This is a genomic window from Serratia sp. CoH_134_PS_4, from assembly GCF_058190535.1.
Genome location: NZ_JBXWKI010000006.1, coordinates 146,964 through 167,036, shown reverse-complemented (window position 1 = coordinate 167,036; position 20,073 = coordinate 146,964). Strand labels below are relative to the sequence as shown.

14 protein-coding genes are annotated in these 20,073 nt (G+C 56.1%); 1 reads left to right on the top strand and 13 read right to left on the bottom strand.

Translation table 11 applies throughout. From position 1 onward, the window contains the following. Window position 1 precedes the first annotated feature (1 nt). The 13 genes from AC2FCQ_RS11930 to AC2FCQ_RS11870 all read right to left on the bottom strand — a co-directional run bounded on the left by AC2FCQ_RS11930 (window position 2) and on the right by AC2FCQ_RS11870 (window position 18,756). Window positions 2–223, bottom strand: a complete 222-nt coding sequence (locus AC2FCQ_RS11930; protein WP_265556691.1) for a zinc ribbon domain-containing protein — start codon at window positions 221–223, stop codon at window positions 2–4. Window positions 224–343: 120 nt separating this feature from the next. After that, complete coding sequence (locus AC2FCQ_RS11925) at window positions 344–1,300, bottom strand: AEC family transporter (protein ID WP_490308270.1); 957 nt, start codon at window positions 1,298–1,300, stop codon at window positions 344–346. A gap of 98 nt (window positions 1,301–1,398) precedes the next feature. Next, on the bottom strand, window positions 1,399–2,883 hold the full coding sequence (gene der / locus AC2FCQ_RS11920) for a ribosome biogenesis GTPase Der (RefSeq protein ID WP_209638336.1): 1,485 nt from the start codon (window positions 2,881–2,883) through the stop codon (window positions 1,399–1,401). Between the two features lie 186 nt (window positions 2,884–3,069). Next, entirely contained in the window at window positions 3,070–4,251 is a 1,182-nt protein-coding gene (bamB, locus tag AC2FCQ_RS11915) for an outer membrane protein assembly factor BamB (protein ID WP_209638338.1), read from the bottom strand. 11 nt (window positions 4,252–4,262) lie between these two features. Then, window positions 4,263–4,883: a YfgM family protein gene (locus AC2FCQ_RS11910; RefSeq protein ID WP_490308272.1), complete on the bottom strand. Its 621-nt coding sequence runs from the start codon at window positions 4,881–4,883 to the stop codon at window positions 4,263–4,265. A 13-nt stretch (window positions 4,884–4,896) separates the two neighbouring features. After that, entirely contained in the window at window positions 4,897–6,171 is a 1,275-nt protein-coding gene (hisS, locus tag AC2FCQ_RS11905; protein ID WP_209638340.1) for a histidine--tRNA ligase, read from the bottom strand. Between the two features lie 138 nt (window positions 6,172–6,309). Beyond that, window positions 6,310–7,431 carry a flavodoxin-dependent (E)-4-hydroxy-3-methylbut-2-enyl-diphosphate synthase gene (gene ispG / locus AC2FCQ_RS11900; protein ID WP_209638342.1) on the bottom strand — a complete coding sequence of 374 codons (1,122 nt, stop codon included), beginning with the start codon at window positions 7,429–7,431 and terminating at the stop codon, window positions 6,310–6,312. Window positions 7,432–7,478: 47 nt separating this feature from the next. After that, on the bottom strand, window positions 7,479–8,450 hold the full coding sequence (gene rodZ, locus AC2FCQ_RS11895; RefSeq protein WP_490308273.1) for a cytoskeleton protein RodZ: 972 nt from the start codon (window positions 8,448–8,450) through the stop codon (window positions 7,479–7,481). Further along, a complete protein-coding gene (gene pilW, locus AC2FCQ_RS11890; RefSeq protein ID WP_209638346.1) occupies window positions 8,440–9,189 on the bottom strand; it encodes a type IV pilus biogenesis/stability protein PilW in 750 nt (249 codons plus the stop codon). Before pilW ends, rodZ begins: the two co-directional genes overlap by 11 nt. Window positions 9,190–9,276: 87 nt before the next feature. After that, entirely contained in the window at window positions 9,277–10,473 is a 1,197-nt protein-coding gene (rlmN, locus tag AC2FCQ_RS11885) for a dual-specificity RNA methyltransferase RlmN (protein ID WP_209638348.1), read from the bottom strand. Between the two features lie 297 nt (window positions 10,474–10,770). Next, entirely contained in the window at window positions 10,771–11,196 is a 426-nt protein-coding gene (gene ndk, locus AC2FCQ_RS11880; protein WP_202671266.1) for a nucleoside-diphosphate kinase, read from the bottom strand. 182 nt (window positions 11,197–11,378) lie between these two features. Then, window positions 11,379–13,703, bottom strand: coding sequence for a peptidoglycan glycosyltransferase PbpC (pbpC, locus tag AC2FCQ_RS11875; RefSeq protein WP_490308274.1), 2,325 nt, complete (start codon window positions 13,701–13,703; stop codon window positions 11,379–11,381). Window positions 13,704–13,764: 61 nt separating this feature from the next. Continuing rightward, a complete protein-coding gene (locus AC2FCQ_RS11870) occupies window positions 13,765–18,756 on the bottom strand; it encodes an alpha-2-macroglobulin family protein (protein ID WP_490308275.1) in 4,992 nt (1,663 codons plus the stop codon). Between the two features lie 270 nt (window positions 18,757–19,026). Here AC2FCQ_RS11870 and AC2FCQ_RS11865 point away from each other — a divergent pair, with 270 nt between their 5' ends. Further along, a complete protein-coding gene (locus tag AC2FCQ_RS11865; RefSeq protein ID WP_209638351.1) occupies window positions 19,027–20,031 on the top strand; it encodes a LacI family DNA-binding transcriptional regulator in 1,005 nt (334 codons plus the stop codon). Window positions 20,032–20,073 lie beyond the last annotated feature (42 nt).

Sequence of the window (20,073 nt, the reverse complement as noted above, 5' to 3'; positions counted from 1 at the left end):
CTTACAACGGCTGATAACTGAATAACACCCGCTTTTTGGATATCAGCCCGTGGCCGTTCTGGCACAGGTAGTCCACCGCACCGCAGGCCTTCAGCTCTTGCAACGGCTGCCCACAATCCGGGCAAGTGGCCAACTGCTGATAGTCGCTGTTACAGGCGGCGCAATGGTAGTGACCCTTCACCCACTCCATCGTTTGATCGCATTGCGGACAGTGCGCTTCCATAAAAACTCCCGAAGCCTAATCAATAGGCGTCATTGTCGCAGCCAATTTGAGTGCGGGCAGCCCGTCGCGAGCGCTACCGCAATCCCAGAGTGGCCATTAAAATAGCCTGGTGTGCAGGCGTTAGATCACGCCCCATGAGCGTAAGAAGTATATTCCCAGCGCGGTGGTGAAAAACGAACCCACCGTGGTGATGGCGATAATGTTTGCTGCCAGGGTCGCGTTGCCGCCCATAGCGCGCGTCATCACATAACTGCCGGAGGCGGTTGGCGTGGCCGAGAAAAGGAAAATAATCCCCAACGCCGCGCCGTGAAAACCGCACAACCAACCGCCGAGGGTCATCAGCATCGGCACCACGAACAGCTTGGCCGATGAAGACAGCGCCGCCACATTGGAAGAACGGAACATGGCGCGCAGATCAAGACTGGCACCGGTACACAGCAACGCCAGCGGCAGCGACAGTGCAGAGATATAACTGCCGGTCTGCTTGATCACTTGCGGAATACCCAAGCCCGTCTGCGCATACACCAGACCGCACACCAAACCGATGATTAACGGGTTAGTCACTATGCTGCGCAACAGCGATAAGCGGCTGATGCGCTTCCCCTGCCCGCCTTGTAAGCTGCGCGTCAGCGTAATCACAGACAGTACGTTGAACAGGATCACCGTCACCGTCAGGTATAGCGAGCCCAGCGCGATCCCTTCGCTGCCATAGGCCGTCATGGCGTATGCCAATCCAACAATGGCAGTATTGGCGCGGAAGCCACCTTGCACGAACACACCCCGTTCTCGCGGCTCCTTAACCAACCACACCGCCGCCATCTCCAGTAACAAGAAAGTGGCCAAGGTCCCAACCGCGCCAAAGATCACCAGCGGCAGGTTGCCCAACAATTGCGGGTGGTTGGTGGCGATACTAAAGAACGGCAGGCAGGGCAACGCCAAATTGAACACCAACCTGGTAGCACCGTCGATAAAGCGATCGTCCATCAAACGCCAATGGCGTAACAGTATGCCCAACAACATCATTAAGAGATTCGGTACGGTGACGTTGAATGCAAAACTCCAGGTTTCCCAGGACATGGCGTTCCTTCAGCTGATGGCGATAATCTACGGATAATAAAACGATTTCAGACCAATAAAAAAGGGGCGCGGTATCACTACCGCGCCCCTCATACTGATTATTTGCTTTTCTTCAGGTGGCTCATCAAGCGTTTACGCTTGCGCATCTGGTTCGGCGTCAGCAGGTTACGCTTGCCGGCAAACGGGTTCTCACCCTCTTTGAACTGGATGCGGATTGGCGTACCCATCACCTTCAAAGAACGACGGAAGTAGTTCATCAGGTAACGTTTGTACGAATCGGACAGATCCGTCACCTGGTTGCCGTGGATCACGACAATCGGTGGGTTATAACCACCGGCGTGCGCATATTTCAGCTTCACGCGGCGGCCACGCACCAGCGGTGGCTGGTGATCGTCGGCAGCCATCTGCATGATTTTGGTCAGCATTGAGGTGTTCACGCGACGGGTCGCACACTCGTAGGCTTCCAGTATCGATACGAACAGGTTGCCAACACCGCTACCGTGCAGCGCAGAAATAAAGTGAATACGGGCGAAATCAACAAAGCCCAGGCGCAGATCAAGCATCTCTTTCACGTGATCACGATCTTCCTCGCTCATGCCGTCCCACTTGTTGACCGCAATCACCAGTGAGCGCCCACTATTGAGGATAAAGCCAAGCAGCGAGAGATCCTGATCGGAGATGCCTTCGCGTGCATCCACCACCAGCAATACCACGTTAGCGTCTTCGATCGCTTGCAGGGTTTTGATGACTGAGAATTTCTCTACGGTTTCCGTTACCTTACCGCGTTTGCGCACCCCGGCGGTGTCGATCAACACGTACTCGCGTTCGTCGCGTACCATCGGGATATAAATGCTGTCACGAGTGGTGCCCGGCATGTCGTACACCACAACACGTTCCTCGCCGAGGATACGGTTAGTCAGTGTAGACTTACCCACGTTAGGGCGGCCAACGATAGCCAGTTTGATCGGCAAATCTTGTGGGTTGAAGTCGTCTTCCGGCTCTTCTTCGTCTGCAGGTATTTCACCTTCTTGCTCGGCCCAATAAGCGGCGTTAGCCTCTTCTTCAGTCAGCTCAACTTCTTCCGGCTTTTCACCAACAAACGGCACCAGCACGTGTTCGATCAACTGCGCGACACCACGGCCGTGGGAAGCGGCGATCGCATGCACGTCACCCAGGCCCAGCGAGTAGAAATCGGCGGTGGCCATGTCAGGATCCATACCGTCGGTTTTGTTCGCGACCAGGAAGGTGGCCTTCTGGCGGTTACGTAAGTGCTGGGCAATGCCGAGATCGGCAGGCATCAGACCGGCGCGGGCATCGACCATGAACAGCACGATGTCTGCTTCTTCGATCGCCAACAGCGACTGACCGGCCATGCGTGTTTCAACGCCGTCTTCGGTACCGTCAATACCGCCGGTATCGACGATGATGAATTCATTACCCTCAACTTCTGCACGACCATACTTGCGGTCTCGCGTTAGCCCGGGGAAATCCGCCACCAGCGCATCGCGCGTATGTGTTAAACGGTTAAACAAGGTGGATTTACCCACATTCGGGCGCCCAACTAGCGCGACGACAGGTATCATTGTGAAGCCTCATTACTTAATAATCAATGCGTTACTGCACTATGGATAGACACCAAGAGTGCAGCTTATAAAATACGAAACGGCCCCTGAACCCTCAGGAGCCGTTTTCCCCTTTATCTTTCGTGTCGCAGCGGCGTTGACTGCACCCCGAAATTTTGGGTACTGAAAAGGTTGCGACGATCGGCGTTATCGGGTGAAAGCGTAAACTTTTCCGCCCTTCGCCTGGATGACCAGCTTATCGCCAGCGACCATCGGTGCAGACAGGAAGCCGGAGCTGTCCACTTCCTGCTGAGCAACAAAACGGCCGTCCGTGGTGTTGATCCAGTGCAAGTAACCTTCAGAGTCACCCGTCACCAGGAAACCATTATACATGACTGGCGGGGTCAGGTTGCGGTGCAGCAAATCGCTCTGCGTCCACACGGTCACGCCGCCTTCGGTGCTCAACGCCACTACGCGGTCGTTTTGATCCACCAGGTAGATGCGACCGGCATCAACGATGAAATCGTTCACGGAGCCCAGTTCACGCTTCCACATGATCTGACCGGAACGCAGATCCAACGCCGTCAGGTTGCCATTGTAACCTAATGCGTAGACAACGCCTTCAACAATCACCGGCGTCGTGTCGACATCGTTCAAACGATCGATTTCAGTCGCGCCGCTCGGTTGAGAAATACGTTGCTGCCAGATCAACTGGCCCTGCTGCATCAGCACTGCGCTGACGCGGCCGTTATCACCGCCAACAATGGCTGCGCCAAAGGCAACGGCCGGTGCAGATTCACCGCGCAGTGACAGCGAAGGCATATCCAGATTAACTGTCCACTTCACCGCACCGTCAGATTCGTTCAGCGCCTGCAGCAAACCGTTCGAGGTGTGGATCAGTACCATACCGTCGCTGATCACCGGACGCGAAATCGCTTCACCGGCAACCTTGGTCTGCCACGCCACTTTACCGTCTGCGGTATTGAGTGCGTAAACAACGGCTTTCTCACTGCCAACATAGACTTTGTCGCCGGCTACCGCCATGCCACCTGACAGCAGCGCCGGCAGGTTGCTGGACAAGAAACCGGTTTTCTCAGAGAGATCGACCTTCCACTTTTCATTACCACTGTCCGCGTCCAGCGCTTTCACGATGCCATGGCGATCGGCGGCATAAATAGTGTTGTCCTGGAAAGCGGGACGCAGGTGAGAATAAAACTCACCAATACCATCACCCACCGAGGTGCTCCACGCTTTGTTTGGCGTGAACTGATTTTCAACTTTCGGCAGCGGCGACATGGTAACCACGTCTTCTTCACTGTTAAACAGTGAGCAACCACTCAGCAAGGCAACGGAAACCAGTCCGACCAAGAGTGTTTTACGCAATTGCATGGGAATTCCCCTTAGCTGGACAAGTTATTCAATTTCATGCGCAGCAGAACCTGCAGCGCCTGAGAAGCGTTAGACTCAATGCCTTTACTGTAAGCCTCGCGTGCACCTTTGGTGTCACCTTTAGCCAACAGCACGTCGCCGCGCGTATCTTGCGCCATCGCCGCCCAGCCTTCGCCTTTCACGCCATCCAGCGTTTTCAGCGCGTCATCCAGCTTTTTCTCCTGCATCTGAACACGAGCCAGACGCAGATTGATTATCGCAAGCAGGTTTTCGTCTTTGGTCTGACCTTGAGCCAGCACCAGTTGTTGATCCGCTTTGGCAAAGTCATTCTGCTCAACAAAATGCTTCGCCAGCTCCAGCGAGGCCAGCACGCCGTAGCTGTTGCTGTTGGCCTGAGCAAACTTCTGCGCAGCGGCCACGTCGTGCGGCTTACCGTCAGCCAGACGATCGCTGGCTTCCTGATAGGATTGGGACGCAACCATCATGTTGGCATTTTCGTGGCTCTGCCAGTAACGCCAGCCGACCAGGGCACCAATTCCGAGCACCACGCCCACTGCCAGCGCTTTGCCATTTTCGGCAAAGAACCGACGCACGGCGTCGACTTGTTCGTTTTCAGTGGTATAGACTTCCACGGTGTCCTTCTCCTTAACCTAACATCAAAGCCAGGCGCGCAGCGACTTCGCTTTGCGCCAGCGTTTCTTGTTCACCACTGCGCAGGTCTTTGACGACAACCTGCTGGGCCGCGACTTCGTTCTCGCCCAGGATCAGAGCAATACGCGCGCCCCACTTGTCTGCACGGGTGATCTGCTTCTTAAAGTTGCCGCCACCGTAGTTGGTCATCAGTTTTAGCTGTGGCGCCTCATCACGCACACGTTCAGCCAACTGCATCGCCGCACTTTGGGTACCGGCACCGGAGGAGATCACGTACACGTCAATGGTCGCCGCGGCTTTAAACTCTGGGTTAACTGCCTGAACCAGCAGCACCAAACGCTCCAGGCCCATCGCGAAACCGACAGCCGGCGTTGCACGCCCGCCCAGTTGTTCGACCAGCCCGTCATAACGACCACCGGCACACACCGTACCCTGAGCCCCCAAACTGTTGGTCACCCATTCAAATACGGTACGGTTGTAATAGTCCAGACCCCGCACCAGGCGTTCATTGATGGTATATGGGATACCCGCCTGAGCTAAAAGTTCACACAGGCCGTCGAAGTGAGCCTTGGATTCTTCATCCAGGTACTCGGAAAGACGTGGCGCGTCGTTCAACAGCGCCTGCACTTCCGGGTTTTTCGAGTCCAGAACGCGCAGCGGGTTGCTGTACATGCGGCGTTTGCAATCGTCGTCCAGCTTCTCTTGATGCTGTTCCAGGAACGCCACTAAAGCATCACGGTAGTTCGCACGCGCTTCCAGCGAACCGATAGAGTTCAGCTCCAGCTTGACGTGCTCGGAGATACCCAGGGCTTTCCACCAGCGGGCGCTGAGCAAAATCAGCTCGGCGTCGATATCCGGGCCTTGCAGGCCAAACACTTCTGCACCCAATTGATGGAACTGGCGATAACGGCCTTTTTGCGGGCGCTCGTAGCGGAACATCGGACCGACGTACCACAGACGCTGCTCCTGATTGTACAGCAGACCATGTTCAATGCCGGCGCGTACGCAGCCAGCAGTCCCTTCTGGACGCAGCGTCAGGCTTTCGCCGTTGCGATCGTCGAAGGTATACATCTCTTTTTCTACGACGTCGGTCACTTCGCCGATCGCGCGTTTGAATAACGGGGTCTGCTCTACAATCGGCAAGCGGATTTCGCTGTAACCGTAGCCGCTAAGCACCTGTTTCAGGATGCCTTCAATACGCTGCCATAATGCCGTTTCTTCCGGCAGGTAGTCGTTCATGCCGCGAATGGCTTGAATGTTCTTTGCCACGTGAGTTCTCTGTCCGTTGTCTATAAAAATGAACCCGATTATAGGGACTTTGCCGCCCTGTATTCAACGCGAATACAGCGTTCTGCTCCCGGGTTCATAAACAAGCGGGCTAAAAAGCCCGCCGTATCGATATAATGCTTATTTTTCCAGCAAGTTGACCGCGATGCGATTGCTTTCATCCATCATCGACGCCTTGGCGCGGATTTTGGCTTCCAGTTGGTCAATCATCTGTTCGTTGTCAAAGCGTTCTCTCTGACGCACACCGTCTTCGTAGAAGCCGCTCTTTTTATGGCCACCGGTCACACCCAGCGTGGAAACCAACGCTTCGCCCGGGCCATTGACCACACAACCGATAATTGAAATGTCCATCGGGGTGATGATGTCTTCCAGACGCTGTTCCAGCGCGTTCACCGTGCCGATAACGTCAAACTCCTGGCGTGAACAGGTTGGGCACGCGATGAAGTTAATGCCGCGAGCGCGAATACGCAGAGATTTCAGAATGTCGAAACCGACCTTCACTTCTTCTACGGGATCGGCGGCTAATGAAATACGCAGGGTATCGCCAATGCCTTCTGACAGCAGCAGCCCCAAACCGATTGCCGACTTCACTGAACCACTGCGAGCACCGCCCGCTTCGGTGATGCCCAGATGCAGCGGTTGATCGATGCGTGCGGCCAACAGGCGGTAGGATTGCACGGCCAGGAACACATCAGATGCCTTGACGCTGACTTTAAACTGGTCAAAGTTGAGACGATCGAGGATATCCACGTGACGCATGGCAGATTCGAGCAGCGCTTCCGGCGTAGGTTCGCCGTACTTTTCCTGGATGTCTTTTTCCAGCGAGCCACCATTTACCCCGATACGGATCGGGATATTTTTATCGCGTGCGCAGTCCACGACTGAACGGATACGCGACTCGTTACCGATATTGCCTGGGTTGATGCGCAGGCAGTCAACGCCGTATTCAGCAACTTGCAGCGCAATGCGGTAATCGAAGTGGATATCAGCGACCAGCGGCACGTTAACCTGCTGCTTGATCAGCTTGAACGCCTCAGCGGCATCCATGGTGGGAACTGAAACGCGGACAATATCAACGCCCACACGCTCCAGCGCTTTGATCTGATTAACCGTTGCTTCAACATCGGTGGTACGGGTGTTAGTCATCGATTGCACGGCAATCGGCGCACCATCACCAATAGGCACATTGCCGACGTAAATTCGCGTTGATTTTCGACGGTTGATGGGCGCTTGGTTATGCATTACTTACTCTCCATTGTTGCCCTGACTCAACGACAATGGCCGCGCAATTACTGCGCGGCAACGGTCAGACGAGCAACACGGTTTGACTTAACAAACCGGCTTAAATCAACCGGCTTACCTTGATATTGAATCTGTACTGCGGCCGGTGCGCCGATGGTCAATTTGTACGGCGCGGTGCCTGCCAGGCTCAGCTTGCCGCCATTTTTCTGGCTGCCGCTGTACAGCGTTTTACCGCTAGCATCGGTCACCTGCAGCCAACAATCGGCGGTAAAGTTCATCACCAATGCGTTAGGATCAACAGCCGCTGCAGCCACGCCCGCGTCTGCGGTCGGCAACGGTGAGGCTGGTGTTGCAGGTGTTGTCTCAGGCAGCGTCGTCTGGCTTGGTGAAACGACAGCAGGCTGCTGCGCAGTTGCACTGCCGGTAACGGCCGGAGTCTGTGACGGTTGTGAAACAACGCCGGTATCAACCGGCGTAGAACCATTGTCAGCCAAAGGTGCACTGTTGTCCGCATTGCTGTCGGTCAACGGCACTGATTGGCCTTCACTGTTTTGTGAAAGCTGGGCAGAGGATTGATCAGCCATCGTGACGATCTCTTCCTGCTGGGCCTTGTGGTTTTGCCACCACCAGGCACCGGTCAGGCCAACCACCACGAACACGATCAACCACGTGAAGCTCATCAACCAACCGTCGCGTTTCTTGCGACGCTTGCCCAATGAGAAGCTCTGCATTGGCGCAACCTTTGCCACCTTCAACGGAGCCTGCTTGGCCAGCATCGGCAGCAGTTCATCCTCTGGCAAACGCACCAGCTTGGCGTAAGAACGGATATAACCGCGCACAAACGTAGAAGCCAAATCTGCGGAAAGATTGTCTTCTTCGATGTCGCGCACGGTAGACATTTTGAGGCACAGGCGTTCTGCAACGGCCTGTTGACTCAACCCGAGTTGTTCACGGGCCTGACGCAGACGTTCGCCTGTCGTCATTGATACGGTTTTATCTTGGGAGGCTTCAGTATTCATTAGCTAAGAACTGCTGGTACTGTTTGGATTGTGGAAAACTTCGCGATAACTGCTTGCCATAGCGTTGCACGCTATCTTGGCGCCCGGCTAACGCGGCGAAACGAATCTGTAACCATAAGCTGTCGGCGCTAGCCGGCAAAACATGTTGATAACTATCCAATAAAAGTTGCGACTGCGCGCGCTTCCCTTCTCCAAATTGCTTTTCTGCCTCCACCAACAGTGGAGTGCCTTTGTCCGGATCGACCTTCAGCGCACGCGTCAACAAGATGCGTGCTTCGTCGTTCTGTCCGGCCTTGAGAAAACAGTAACCTGCGTTTTCCAGGCTGTCGGCAACCTGACCGTAATCCGGTGCTACTGCCGCAGCGCTAAACTGCTGTTGTGCCGGTACATACTGCCCTAAACTGCAAAGAAACGCACCGTAATTATTCAGCACAGTGCCATTGCCCGGCGCAAGTTTGAGCGCCTGCTGATAGCGTTGTTCAGCTGCGACATTCTCGCCAATCTGCTGCTCGTAGAGCGCCATCCCCAATTGGGTCCGGTAATCCTGTGGGGCAGCGTCCGCCGCTTTCTCCAGATTCTGTCGCGCGGCATTTAAATCGCCCTGCTTCAGATATTCCAAACCCAGTTGCAAACGCGTTTGGCCCGCTTCCGGCTGCGCGTTTTTTTCTTCCGGTGCTGAACCGGAACAGCCAGCCAGTAAACCAGCCGCCAGCAACGTACCCCACAGAGTCAGCTTCATGCCTGCATTCATTTCCTTGTCTAATGTTACCTTGGCGTCCATTCGCATAACAGACTGTAAGATAACAAAAAAATCATGCTATAGGATTCAGACCGCACGCACGTTGATAGGTTCCCCGGCCATTTTCTTTTTCAGGGTACGCTTGGTGCGGTCGATCACTTCACCCGCCAATTGCCCGCAGGCGGCATCAATATCATCACCACGGGTTTTACGAACAATAGTCGTAAAGCCGTATTCCATCAACACTTTGGAAAAACGATCCACGCGGCTGTTGGAGCTGCGGCCATAAGGTGCGCCAGGGAACGGGTTCCATGGGATCAGGTTGATCTTGCACGGCGTATCTTTGAGGACTTCCGCCAGTTGGTGAGCGTCGTCAGTGCTGTCGTTGATATGATCCAACATGACATACTCGACCGTCACTCGCCCCTGATTTGCATTGGATTTTTCCAAATAACGGCGGACCGCAGCCAGGAAGGTTTCGATATTGTATTTGCGGTTGATCGGCACGATATCATCGCGGATCTTGTCGTTCGGCGCATGCAGGGAGATCGCCAAAGCAACGTCGATCATATCACCCAATTTATCCAACGCAGGCACCACACCCGAAGTAGACAGGGTCACGCGGCGCTTGGACAGGCCAAAACCGAAGTCGTCCAGCATGATTTCCATCGCCGGAACCACGTTGTTCAGGTTGAGCAATGGCTCGCCCATGCCCATCATCACCACGTTGGTGATCGGGCGTTCGCCGGTGACTTTCAGTGCACCGATGATTTTCGCCGCACGCCACACCTGGCCAATGATTTCGGACACACGCAGGTTACGGTTGAAGCCCTGCTGCGCAGTCGAACAGAATTTGCATTCCAGTGCACAACCCACCTGGGAAGACACACACAGGGTCGCACGGTCGCCGTCCGGGATATACACGGTTTCGACCTGCTGGTCGCCAACTTTGATCGCCCATTTAATGGTGCCATCGGCTGAACGTTGTTCTTCCGCCACTTCAGGTGCGCGGATCTCGGCAACGCTTTGCAATTTATTGCGCAGGACCTTGTTAATGTCGGTCATCTGCTCAAAATCATCGCAGCAATAGTGGTACATCCACTTCATTACCTGATCGGCACGGAAGGGTTTCTCGCCCATTTTGGCGAAGAATTCACGTAATTGCTGACGGTTCAAATCCAGCAGGTTAATTTTGGCCACAGCCGGTGTTTCCGCGTTAACGGATTGAGTAGTCAGCGAATTATTTTCAGACACGATGTGCTCGGACGTGATGGGTTCTAACATAATTGATCTCTGGCCTCGTTGTTACACTTTATGGCGCGAAAGAGTTGAAAGTAAGTGCGTCGTTCAACCCGCATAGATTGCGGAGACGGCGCTAAAAGCGCGCCCCTGACAAGACGACTCATCAGGGGCGCGGCATTGTACAAATTTTAGTAGCAGCTTTCCACGTCTGAAAGGCATTCAAGGCATTTTTATTGTTTCAGCCGGTGAATGCCTTGTTGAGTGGAGACGCTGCAGGCTGCGCCCGTGCCAATCGGGGCGAATATCTTCGCTCCCGCGGCCTGAAGGGCGGCGGCTATATTAACGTGCGCAGATTTCGCTTTCGTTGAAGAAGTAAGCGATTTCACGCTGAGCAGATTCTACTGCGTCAGAACCGTGCACGGCGTTAGCCGTGAAGCTGTCCGCGTAGTCAGCACGCAGGGTGCCAGCCAGTGCGTTGTCTGGGTTGGTTGCGCCCATGATGTCACGGTTGCGCTGTACTGCGTTTTCCGCTTCCAGAACCTGAACCACGATCGGGCCAGAAGTCATGAACTCAACCAGACCATCGAAGAATGGGCGACCTTTGTGCTCAGCGTAGAAGCCTTCTGCTTGCTCGCGAGTCAGACGCAGCATTTTGGATGCGATGATTTTGAAACCTGCGCGCTCAAAACGCGCATAGATTGCGCCGATGTCGTTGTTAGCTACAGCGTTTGGTTTAATGATGGAAAAGGTACGTTCTACAGTCATGATGGCCTCTATAATAACTTCCAAAATAGACCGGTCTGCAAACAGGGTGCCGGCCTTCTCAAGTGGCGCAGATTATATGTGTGCTGTTAACGCTTGCCTACGGGAAAATCAACATTTCATTAAAAAATTATTATCTTCATTCTTCACTTTGCGGCCCAACGCCCAGGTTGCCAAAACCCCGCCTAATCGAGCGTAAATTCACGCAGCGCGACCTGGCCGCTTTCATCCAACACGCTGAGCTGATAGCGGCCCGGTTGTGTCAGTGTCTGCAACAACGACTCCCCTTCCCCGGCTAACTGGCCGTTCAGGAACCACCAACGCTGCCCACTGCCCCCCTGAGCGCTGACCCGCAAATCCAGCGCGTGCTTACCGGGCAAGCGACGCAGCAATGCGCCGTCGCGCACACCCAGCATCAGTAACGGTGGCGCTTCCTGCTGCTGCAACGGCGGGCACTGTGGATCAACCGCCGGTAAACGCTGAGCACGGCGTTCAGCCAAAGGCAGCCAGGGTTCCAATGGCGTGGGCCACAGCGCCAACCGCCGCGGCGTTGCCCCTGGACAATCTGCGGCAACCCGTTGTCCACGCGGGTTTAACCATACCAGCGGTTGGCTGCCCAGAATGCTTTCCTGGCCCGGTGCGGGCAACGTAGGGGGAATAGTTCCGTCAAGGATCCAACTCAGGCGACGCTGGCGACAGTTACTGTCACCCGCGGGGAGCGGTTGACCGCCCGGCCAGCAAATCACCGCACGACTGACGCTGGCAGGGCGTGGATCCACCGGGATCCCTTCGCCACGCTGCCGTAAGGAGGTCAGCAGCAGGTTATTGACCTGATTCAGCAGTGGCACCGCCGTGGCAAAGCCGAACTGCCCGGCGACGGGTGTCCCATCAGGCCGCCCCACCCAAATCCCCAGGGTATAGCGCGCATTGACACCGATGGCCCAGGCATCGCGATACCCGTAACTGGTGCCGGTTTTCCATGCCAGGGGGACAGTGGCGGGCAATGCATCATCCGGCAACGGGCGAGCCTCTCCCGCCAGGATTCGCCGCACAATCCAGGCGGCCCCCGGTGACATCAATTGACGATCAGACAACCCTTGCTGAGGCGTAAAACGCAGCGGTGCCACCCTGCCTTGCCGAGCCAGAGAACTGAACCCGGCGACCAACTGATCCAACCGTGCACCGGCCCCGCCCAAAATCAATGCCAGACTCGGGTCGGCGTGCGCAGGCAGGCGCAGTTCAACGCCTACATTACGCAGGTTGGCAGCAAAGCGTTTCGGCCCATAGGCCTCCAGCAGTTGTACCGCAGGCAGATTAAGCGAACGCGACAGTGCGTCACTGGCGCTGACCGGGCCGTGGAAACCGGTATCAAAATTGCCGGGCCGATAGTCGCCAAAACGGCGTGGCACGTCCTGCAACAACGACTCGGCGTGGATCAGGCCGTCATCCATCGCCAACCCATACAAAAACGGTTTGAGCGTTGATCCCGGCGAACGCCAGGCTGAAACCATATCGACATGACCAAAACGGCTGTTATCGTTCAAGTCTAACGAGCCCAGATAGGCACGCACTTTCATATTGGCGTGATCAACCACCAGCACGCCCACAGAGGTTTTCTCAGGCAATTGGCTCTTCCAGCCGCGCGCCAACTCCTCCAGCCGCCGCTGTAACGTGGCATCCAGCGTGGTGGTGACAACCTGATTGTGGTTGCCCTGTGTCATGCGCCTCGCCAGTAACGGAGCCAATTGCGGCACCTGACGCGGGGCAAGCCACAATGCTTCCTGACGAATTTCAGCCACTTGCTGAGCCGGCCAAACCTGGTAATACGCCAGCCGTTCCAACACTTTGTCACGCGCAGCCTGTGCCCGCTCCGGGTAGCGGTCCGGCCGTAAACGGCTGGGTGCCTGGGGCAGTACCGCCAGCAATGCCGCTTCACCGCGTGTCAGTTCCGAGGGGGGCTTGCCCAGATAAGTCCAACTCGCGGCACCGATGCCCTGCAACGTGCCGCCATAAGGTGCGCGGTTCAGGTAGATTTCGAGGATCTGATCCTTCGACAAATGCCATTCAAGCTGCGCTGTGCGCCACACCTGCCGCATTTTACCGCCCAGCGTACGTGAATGGGGATCAATCAGACGCGCAACCTGCATCGACAAGGTGCTGCCGCCAGAGACAATTTGTCCATTGCGCAAATCCTGCCAGGCCGCACGGGCCAGCGACAAGGGGTTAATACCTGGGTGCTGATAGAACCAACGATCCTCATAGGTCAACAGCGCCTGCAGATAATAGGGCGATACCTGTTGCAGGCTGACCGGATAACGCCATACGCCGTCACTGTCTGCATAACGCCACAATGGCGTGCCGTCTTCCGCGACGACGACGCGCGCCATCTCGGCATCTTTTAAGGGGAGCGGCCACAGCCGGTCCGCCAGCCACAGCAAAGCGGGCAGCAGGAAAATCGCCAGCAACCCGATTGCGCTACGGCGACGTAGAGGGGTGAAAAATCGTTTCATCGATAAGGCATCACTCTCTTACCCCGCCGCCGGAGAAGCTACCGGGGCGGGGCAAAAGGGATTATTGGGCGATATCAAGCCGTTGCGGCGTCGCACCCAGCGCACGCCAGGCAGGAACATACATCGACTCCACCTGCGGTGCTGGCACCAGATAACTGCCCGGCGTCACCGCACGCGCTAAATACAGCAACGTGGTATGACGGTAACCGTCAATATTCACCGCCGCCACATAGCGATCGTCACGGAACTCCTGATGTTTGATGTCGGCCTGCTGCATGTCCTGCAACAGCTCAGTCACGCTGCTGGCGCTTTCACCCAAGCTGGCGCTGCTGTCGCCCAGGTTCTGGTTCTCCAGTTCCAGCCCGGCGGGCAGCAGATCAACCACCAGCGCATCCGGTACCTGGTTATCTGCCCAGACATCCAGGTGTACCAAGATCAATTGGCCACTTTTCAGTTGGGTCAGATCCACCGCTTTGCCGTCAAGCCCAAGGAACTCACGACGAATGTTAAGCACATTGCTTTGCGGCTGTGGTGCTTGCTGCGGATAACCGACCAGATCAACGCGGCTGTACAGCGTACCCTTGCCGGTATTTGTGAGCGGTAATCCGGCGGATAGTTGTTCCGCAGAGAGGTTCTGCGTCAGCGCCTGGCTGCCAGACAGGGTCTTGCCCTGCGCCGTTTGCGCTTGCCATGGCGTTTCCGCACTGCCAATCAGGTTGCGCGCAGCCAGGAATAACGCATTGCTCTCCTGCGTAGACAGATAACGTTCACCGTTAAGCCGCTCTGACAACGTCAGTAAACGCTGGTCACGCTCGGCCGGCAGCAGATTATTTTCGGTCAACAGCGCCAGGATCATCGCATCATCACGCAATGGACTGCCGTAATCTTCCAGCCAGTAATCCTTGGCATTACGCTGCGTAGCCAACCCTTGTTCGATCACCTGATTGGCTCGCGGCATATCCCCCATCAACTTCAGCGCCACGCCAAGTTGCACCAACGGCAGGCCAGAGCGAGCGTCCGCACGGCGTTCGTACAGCTGTCGCAGCGCACCCAGAGGAGCCTGTTGCTGGCGCGCCAGTACCAAACCAGCATAGGCCTGCACAGCAAACCGGGTGTGATCCGGGTACTGAGTGGAAGCAACGTCGATCTGGCTGCGATCCTGCAAATAGCGCTGCAGGCGGTTGTTGGCCGCCGTCAGGGCGTCAGCCGGTACGCTGTAGTTTTGCTCACTGGCGCGGAACAAGAAATCAGTGGCATAAGCCGTCAGCCAAAACTCCTCTTGGCTGTCGCGGTCCCATAAGCCAAAACCGCTGTTATAGCGCTGCATGCTGAGCAGATGCTCGATGCCTGCATCGATACTGCTGCGCCGGCTTTCATCGCTGCCGGATTTGATGCCCAGCGCACTAAGCTGTGCCCGGTTGGTATACAGCGACGGATAAAGCCCACTGGTCGTTTGTTCCAGGCAGCCGTAAGGATAAGCATAAAGCTCGCTGATATAGCGGGCGAGGTTGATTGGAGGACGGCTGGTCAACAACAACTGCCCTTCCGTTGTCGCCTGCACAAGCCCTGCTGCGGCATCTGCCGGTAGACCCCAGCTTTCACCGGCATGAATGACGCTGGCGAACTGGCGGGTTTGTGCCGGATAGGCCGGCCGCACGCCAATCTTCCAGGTATGCTGGTAGTCTTTTAACGTTTCTCCCGGTAGCACCAAACCGCTGACCGTCAGCGACACGTCGCCCTGCCCAAAGCCCGCCAACGCCTGCACAGGAATGTGTAGCGTGGTGCGCTGGCCATTTTCCAGGCTAACCTGTTGCTCCGCGCTCCCCTGCAATGCCACCAACCCACTGGAAGCCAATTTTACCGCCAAGGTTTGCGGTTGCCCGGACAGGTTGCTGACATCCAGCGCCAATTGGGTGGTATCGCCCCCCGCCAGGAAGCGCGGTGTCGCCAATTCGGCCACCACCGGTGCGGCAACAACGGTCTTGCTTTCCGCCTTGCCAAAGTCTTCGTCGCTCCACGCCTGCGCCATCAGGCGTAATTCACCGTTGAAGTCCGGAATCGCGATCTGGATTTCACCTTCACCGTTGGCGTCCAGCTTAACCGGCTGCGCCTGCTGGGCGACAATGGTTACCGCGGTGATCGGCTTTTTCCCGCCACGCGACAATGCATCTTCGTCATCGCCGTCGCCGCCGTAACGCAGGTTAGCCAGACGCCCTTTGCCTTCGATCAGTTGGCCGTAAACATCGTACTGATCGGCACTGTAGCGCTTGCGGCCAAAGAAGGCCTGATACGGATCCGGCGTCACATAGTCAGTGATATTGAGGATGCCGCTGTCCACCGCGGAAAGCAGCACGTTGATTTGTTGCGGCGGTTTACCATTGCTGTGAGCGGCCTTCACTTTTACCGTCAGCATCTGGTTCGGGCGCATACGCTGCGGAGCGTCCAGCGTCAGCGCCAGCTTGCGCCCCTCATCCACCAATGGCAGATGCAACAACCCTACGGCTCGTTTCGGCGTCGACTGCTGTTGTTTATCGCCCGGGCGGATCACCAATGCGCTGAGATACAGATCATGGCGTTTCCAGTCTTGGTTGATTGGCACCTCAACATCAATCCCCTTGACAGGTACGTCCAGCTCCTGCCACCACAACGGGCCGTCACTGGATTCCACCAGCAGATACCCCTTACCGGCGGCGGGCGCTTCGATATGCAGTTTCACTTTTTCGCCCGGCTTGTAGGCCGGCTTATCCAACTTCAGCTTCACTTGATCCGGGCGCACTGCGCCACTGCCGTTGGTGTTGTCCTGCCAGCTGTAGCCAGCCCAAAAACGCAGGCTGCTGATCAGATTGCTTTGTGGATCCACCACCTCAATACGATAGGCGCCCCACTCCACAGGGAAGCTGACCTTGGCGCTGCCATTGGCAGCAATATCGATGGTTTGCTCCGCCAACGGCAGATCTTTCTTGTCGTACAACGACTGCCAGCCCTCACCTTCTGACCACTGCCAGTAATAGTCGCGACGTTCACGCACCAAGCGGGCTTTCAATCCATTGACCGCCAGCTTTTCACCGGCAGCATTGGCATAGACGATATCAAAACCGGCCTGGGTATTTTCATCCACCACGGGCTGGGCCTGATAGCTGTTGCTACGATAATCATAAATCTGTTGTTTGTTGAACAATGGCCGAATGCCAGGCAGCGCATCGGCAGGCCAGATCGCCTGCTCGGCGCGGCGGGTTACCGGACGCCCCCCAGACTCCAGCAAGCTGGCCTGCAAGATGGCCTTCAGTGGGGATTTCACCTCTGCCCAGCTGCTGTCTATCGCCACCTGTGCCTTGCCGGCATTATCCAACGCCTGATCGAACTCATCCATATTGCGTGACAGGCTTTCTTCTGTCACCGACCCGAATTCATACCCCGGCAGGCTACTGACCGCTTCACGCTGTGGCCGCAGGAATACCTGCCCTTGCAGGCGATTGCCCGAAGCAGGAGCGCCGTAGAGGTAACGGCCGGTAATATCGAACACCAGCTGCGCGTCAGGACTCAGCGGGGTTTTCTCTGCGGTGATGTCCAGCGCCATACGCTCCGGCAGGAAATCCTCTACCTTAAAGCTGTACAACCGCGGCTGGTTATCGCCCAGATTAAAGCGCAGTGACCAGTTGCCTGTCGGCCCATTTTCGGGGATTTGATATTGGTATTGGTACAGGCCATCCTGCGGCTGCCAGACAAAGCTCCGCGCCACCTGATCGTCCGGCTTGACGATATCCACCTTCACCGGCTGAGCCGGCAAGGGCTTGCCGTCAGCGTCACGCAGCAGGCCATTAACGATCAGTGTTTCACCTGGACGGTATAAATCGCGCGGACCGAAGGCGAAGAACTGCTTGTTGTAACCTTCAGGCCCGGCAATGTCGAACTCAGCCAAATCCAATGCCGGCGTCGACAGATCAATCATGCTGGTCTGGCCCTGCTGGGTAGCCAACAACAAACGCGCCTTACTGCTTTTCGCCAGTTGAGCATGCCCTTGCTTATCGGTGGAACCTTGAGCCAGCGTTTGGCCTTTTTCATCCAACAGGCGCAGTTCAACGGCACCCAATGCGCCGCCGCCGTCCAGCGCCTGGGTGAACACGTCCAGACGGTCGTGATAGCTGTGGAGTGAAACGCCGATATCACTGAGGGTAAACAGGGTCGCCGGATTGGTATAACCGTAATGCCCGGCCTGTTGCATCACCGCCAGATAAACCCCTGGCTGCTGCAAGGCTTCGATGCCACTGAGCGGCAATAGCAGGCGTTCGCGGGTATTACGTTGCGGGTTAAGATCAAACCGACCGCTGTAGACCAGATCGGCCATTTTCAGCAGCTCTTCCGACTCCCAGCTGGAAAGCGCGTTGCGGTATTCCCAGTTAGCCAGAAATGCCGGTAAGGCATCCGCTTTCACCCTGAAGAAATTAACGTCGACATTGTCGACGTTCAACGCCATGACCGGCAAACCTGCAGCCAACTTAGTCGGCAGCAATGAACCTTTCCCGGCAAAACCGACGCTCGGTTTGATGTCGCGGGTGGCAATGGTCTGTTCCTGCTGTTTACCCAGCTCAGCACCATTGACCGCTTTAAGGCCACTCTCAATGGTCAGCACCAGTTTGCGGTTAGGCTGCAAATGACGCAGCCGCAGCTCCATCAGGTTGTCTGACAGTTCCCAGGCACCGTCAATTTTACCGCTGACACTGTCGACCAAATGGACGCGTGCGGCAAAATCCTGATTAGGCTCCAACGGCAAAGAAAACGTCAACACCATGGCACTCGCACCGTCGAGTTGCAGTTCGGAGGCATCAAGCAACGTCAGTGGCTTGCCGGCATCGCGCTTCGCCAACGCCGCCAGCGCAGCAGCATCAGGCCGTTTGGCCTGCGTGACGCCGCTTGCCTGTGCATCAGCTTGCGCTGCTGTTGGCGTTTTACCACCGTCATCACAGGCGGCCAGCAGCAGCAGGCCCCCCGCCAATGCGATCCCCTGACAAAGTTTCTTGCCTGATGCGAATGCCCCTGAACGGCATGGTTTCATCGTTTAACTCCCTGGCAGCGTTTGCGCGACATAGATCTATACCCTAAATAGTTCGAGTTGCATCGAGACGGCAAGAGCGCGAGGCCCGATGAACTTACGCAAGTAAGTGATTCGGGTGAGCAAGCGTAGCCAACAAAGATGCAGCTTGAAATATGACGGGTATACGCAATATCCGAATATGGATGAATAATAGCAGTGCTGTTAGCATCAGACCCAGCCCAATTTCCCCTTTAATGGAAAGCGCAACCACAGCCTTGTGCAGGAGACGATATGGCCACGATGAAAGAGGTTGCCCGACGCGCTGGCGTATCAACAGCCACCGTCAGCAGGGTGATCAATAACACCGCCTATGTTGAGCCGGTAACCCGCGAGCGCGTTGAGAAGGCCATGCGTGAGTTTAATTACCACCGTAATGCCGCCGCGCTGGCTCTGGCCAAAAGAAGTGGGAATATGCTGGGTTTATTGACCGGTAATCTCGACGACCCTTTTTTTTCACGGCTCGCACGAGGTGTGGAGGATGTCACCCGCAGAGGCGGTGTAAAACTGATGGTCTGCAGTGGGGGGCATCAAGCCGAGCTGGAGAAGAACGGCCTCGACTTTCTGATTAATCAGGGTTGCGAATCCATTGTTGCTCACGTTACTCGAATGAGCGATGCCGACGTTTTGCGCTACGCCGCCCATACCCCTGCCATGGTGGTGATTAATCGCTATTTGCCCGCCATCGCCAATCGCTGCATTTGGCTGGACAATGTCAGTGCCTCGCGGGCCGCCACCCAAATGCTTATCGAGCATGGTCACAGGAATATCGCCTGTATCACCACAGACTTACCGATCGATGACCGAAAACAGCGTCTGGAAGGGTATCGAGGGGCCATGGCCCATGCCGGGATCTCGGTACCGGGTTCTTGGATCATCAGCGTCCCCTTCAACGAACAGGGGGGTGAATTAGCCGCGGAAAAAATACGGGCCAGCAAGCACCCGTTCACCGCAGCACTGACATTCAATGACGTGATGGCCGCTGGCATGATGCGCACCTTCCGCCAACATCACATGAACCTGCCAGGGGATCTCTCGATCGTCGGGTTTGATGATGTCGCTTTAGCAAAATACCTTCATCCGTCACTCACCACCGTGCATTACCCAGTTGAAAAAATGGCCCGACGCGCAGCTAATTTGGCACTGCAGCTTAATTCCGGTACCGCTGTAACCCCCCAGAACAACATGTTTACCGCTGAGCTTATCCTGCGAGACTCGGTCGCTTCCCTCGAAAAATAGGCTAAATCAAGAAAACAAGGTCATTAAGCGAGAGATGGCTCA

Bases quoted from the DNA above. Each gene is read 5' to 3' on its own strand.
- AC2FCQ_RS11930 (WP_265556691.1), bottom strand. From the start codon at position 223: ATGGAAGCGCACTGTCCGCAATGCGATCAAACGATGGAGTGGGTGAAG.
- pbpC (WP_490308274.1), bottom strand. From the start codon at position 13,703: ATGAAACGATTTTTCACCCCTCTACGTCGCCGTAGCGCAATCGGGTTG.
- rlmN (WP_209638348.1), bottom strand. From the start codon at position 10,473: ATGTTAGAACCCATCACGTCCGAGCACATCGTGTCTGAAAATAATTCG.
- ndk (WP_202671266.1), bottom strand. From the start codon at position 11,196: ATGACTGTAGAACGTACCTTTTCCATCATTAAACCAAACGCTGTAGCT.
- AC2FCQ_RS11925 (WP_490308270.1), bottom strand. From the start codon at position 1,300: ATGTCCTGGGAAACCTGGAGTTTTGCATTCAACGTCACCGTACCGAAT.
- AC2FCQ_RS11865 (WP_209638351.1), top strand. From the start codon at position 19,027: ATGGCCACGATGAAAGAGGTTGCCCGACGCGCTGGCGTATCAACAGCC.
- der (WP_209638336.1), bottom strand. From the start codon at position 2,883: ATGATACCTGTCGTCGCGCTAGTTGGGCGCCCGAATGTGGGTAAATCC.
- pilW (WP_209638346.1), bottom strand. From the start codon at position 9,189: ATGAAGCTGACTCTGTGGGGTACGTTGCTGGCGGCTGGTTTACTGGCT.
- rodZ (WP_490308273.1), bottom strand. From the start codon at position 8,450: ATGAATACTGAAGCCTCCCAAGATAAAACCGTATCAATGACGACAGGC.
- ispG (WP_209638342.1), bottom strand. From the start codon at position 7,431: ATGCATAACCAAGCGCCCATCAACCGTCGAAAATCAACGCGAATTTAC.
- bamB (WP_209638338.1), bottom strand. From the start codon at position 4,251: ATGCAATTGCGTAAAACACTCTTGGTCGGACTGGTTTCCGTTGCCTTG.
- AC2FCQ_RS11870 (WP_490308275.1), bottom strand. From the start codon at position 18,756: ATGAAACCATGCCGTTCAGGGGCATTCGCATCAGGCAAGAAACTTTGT.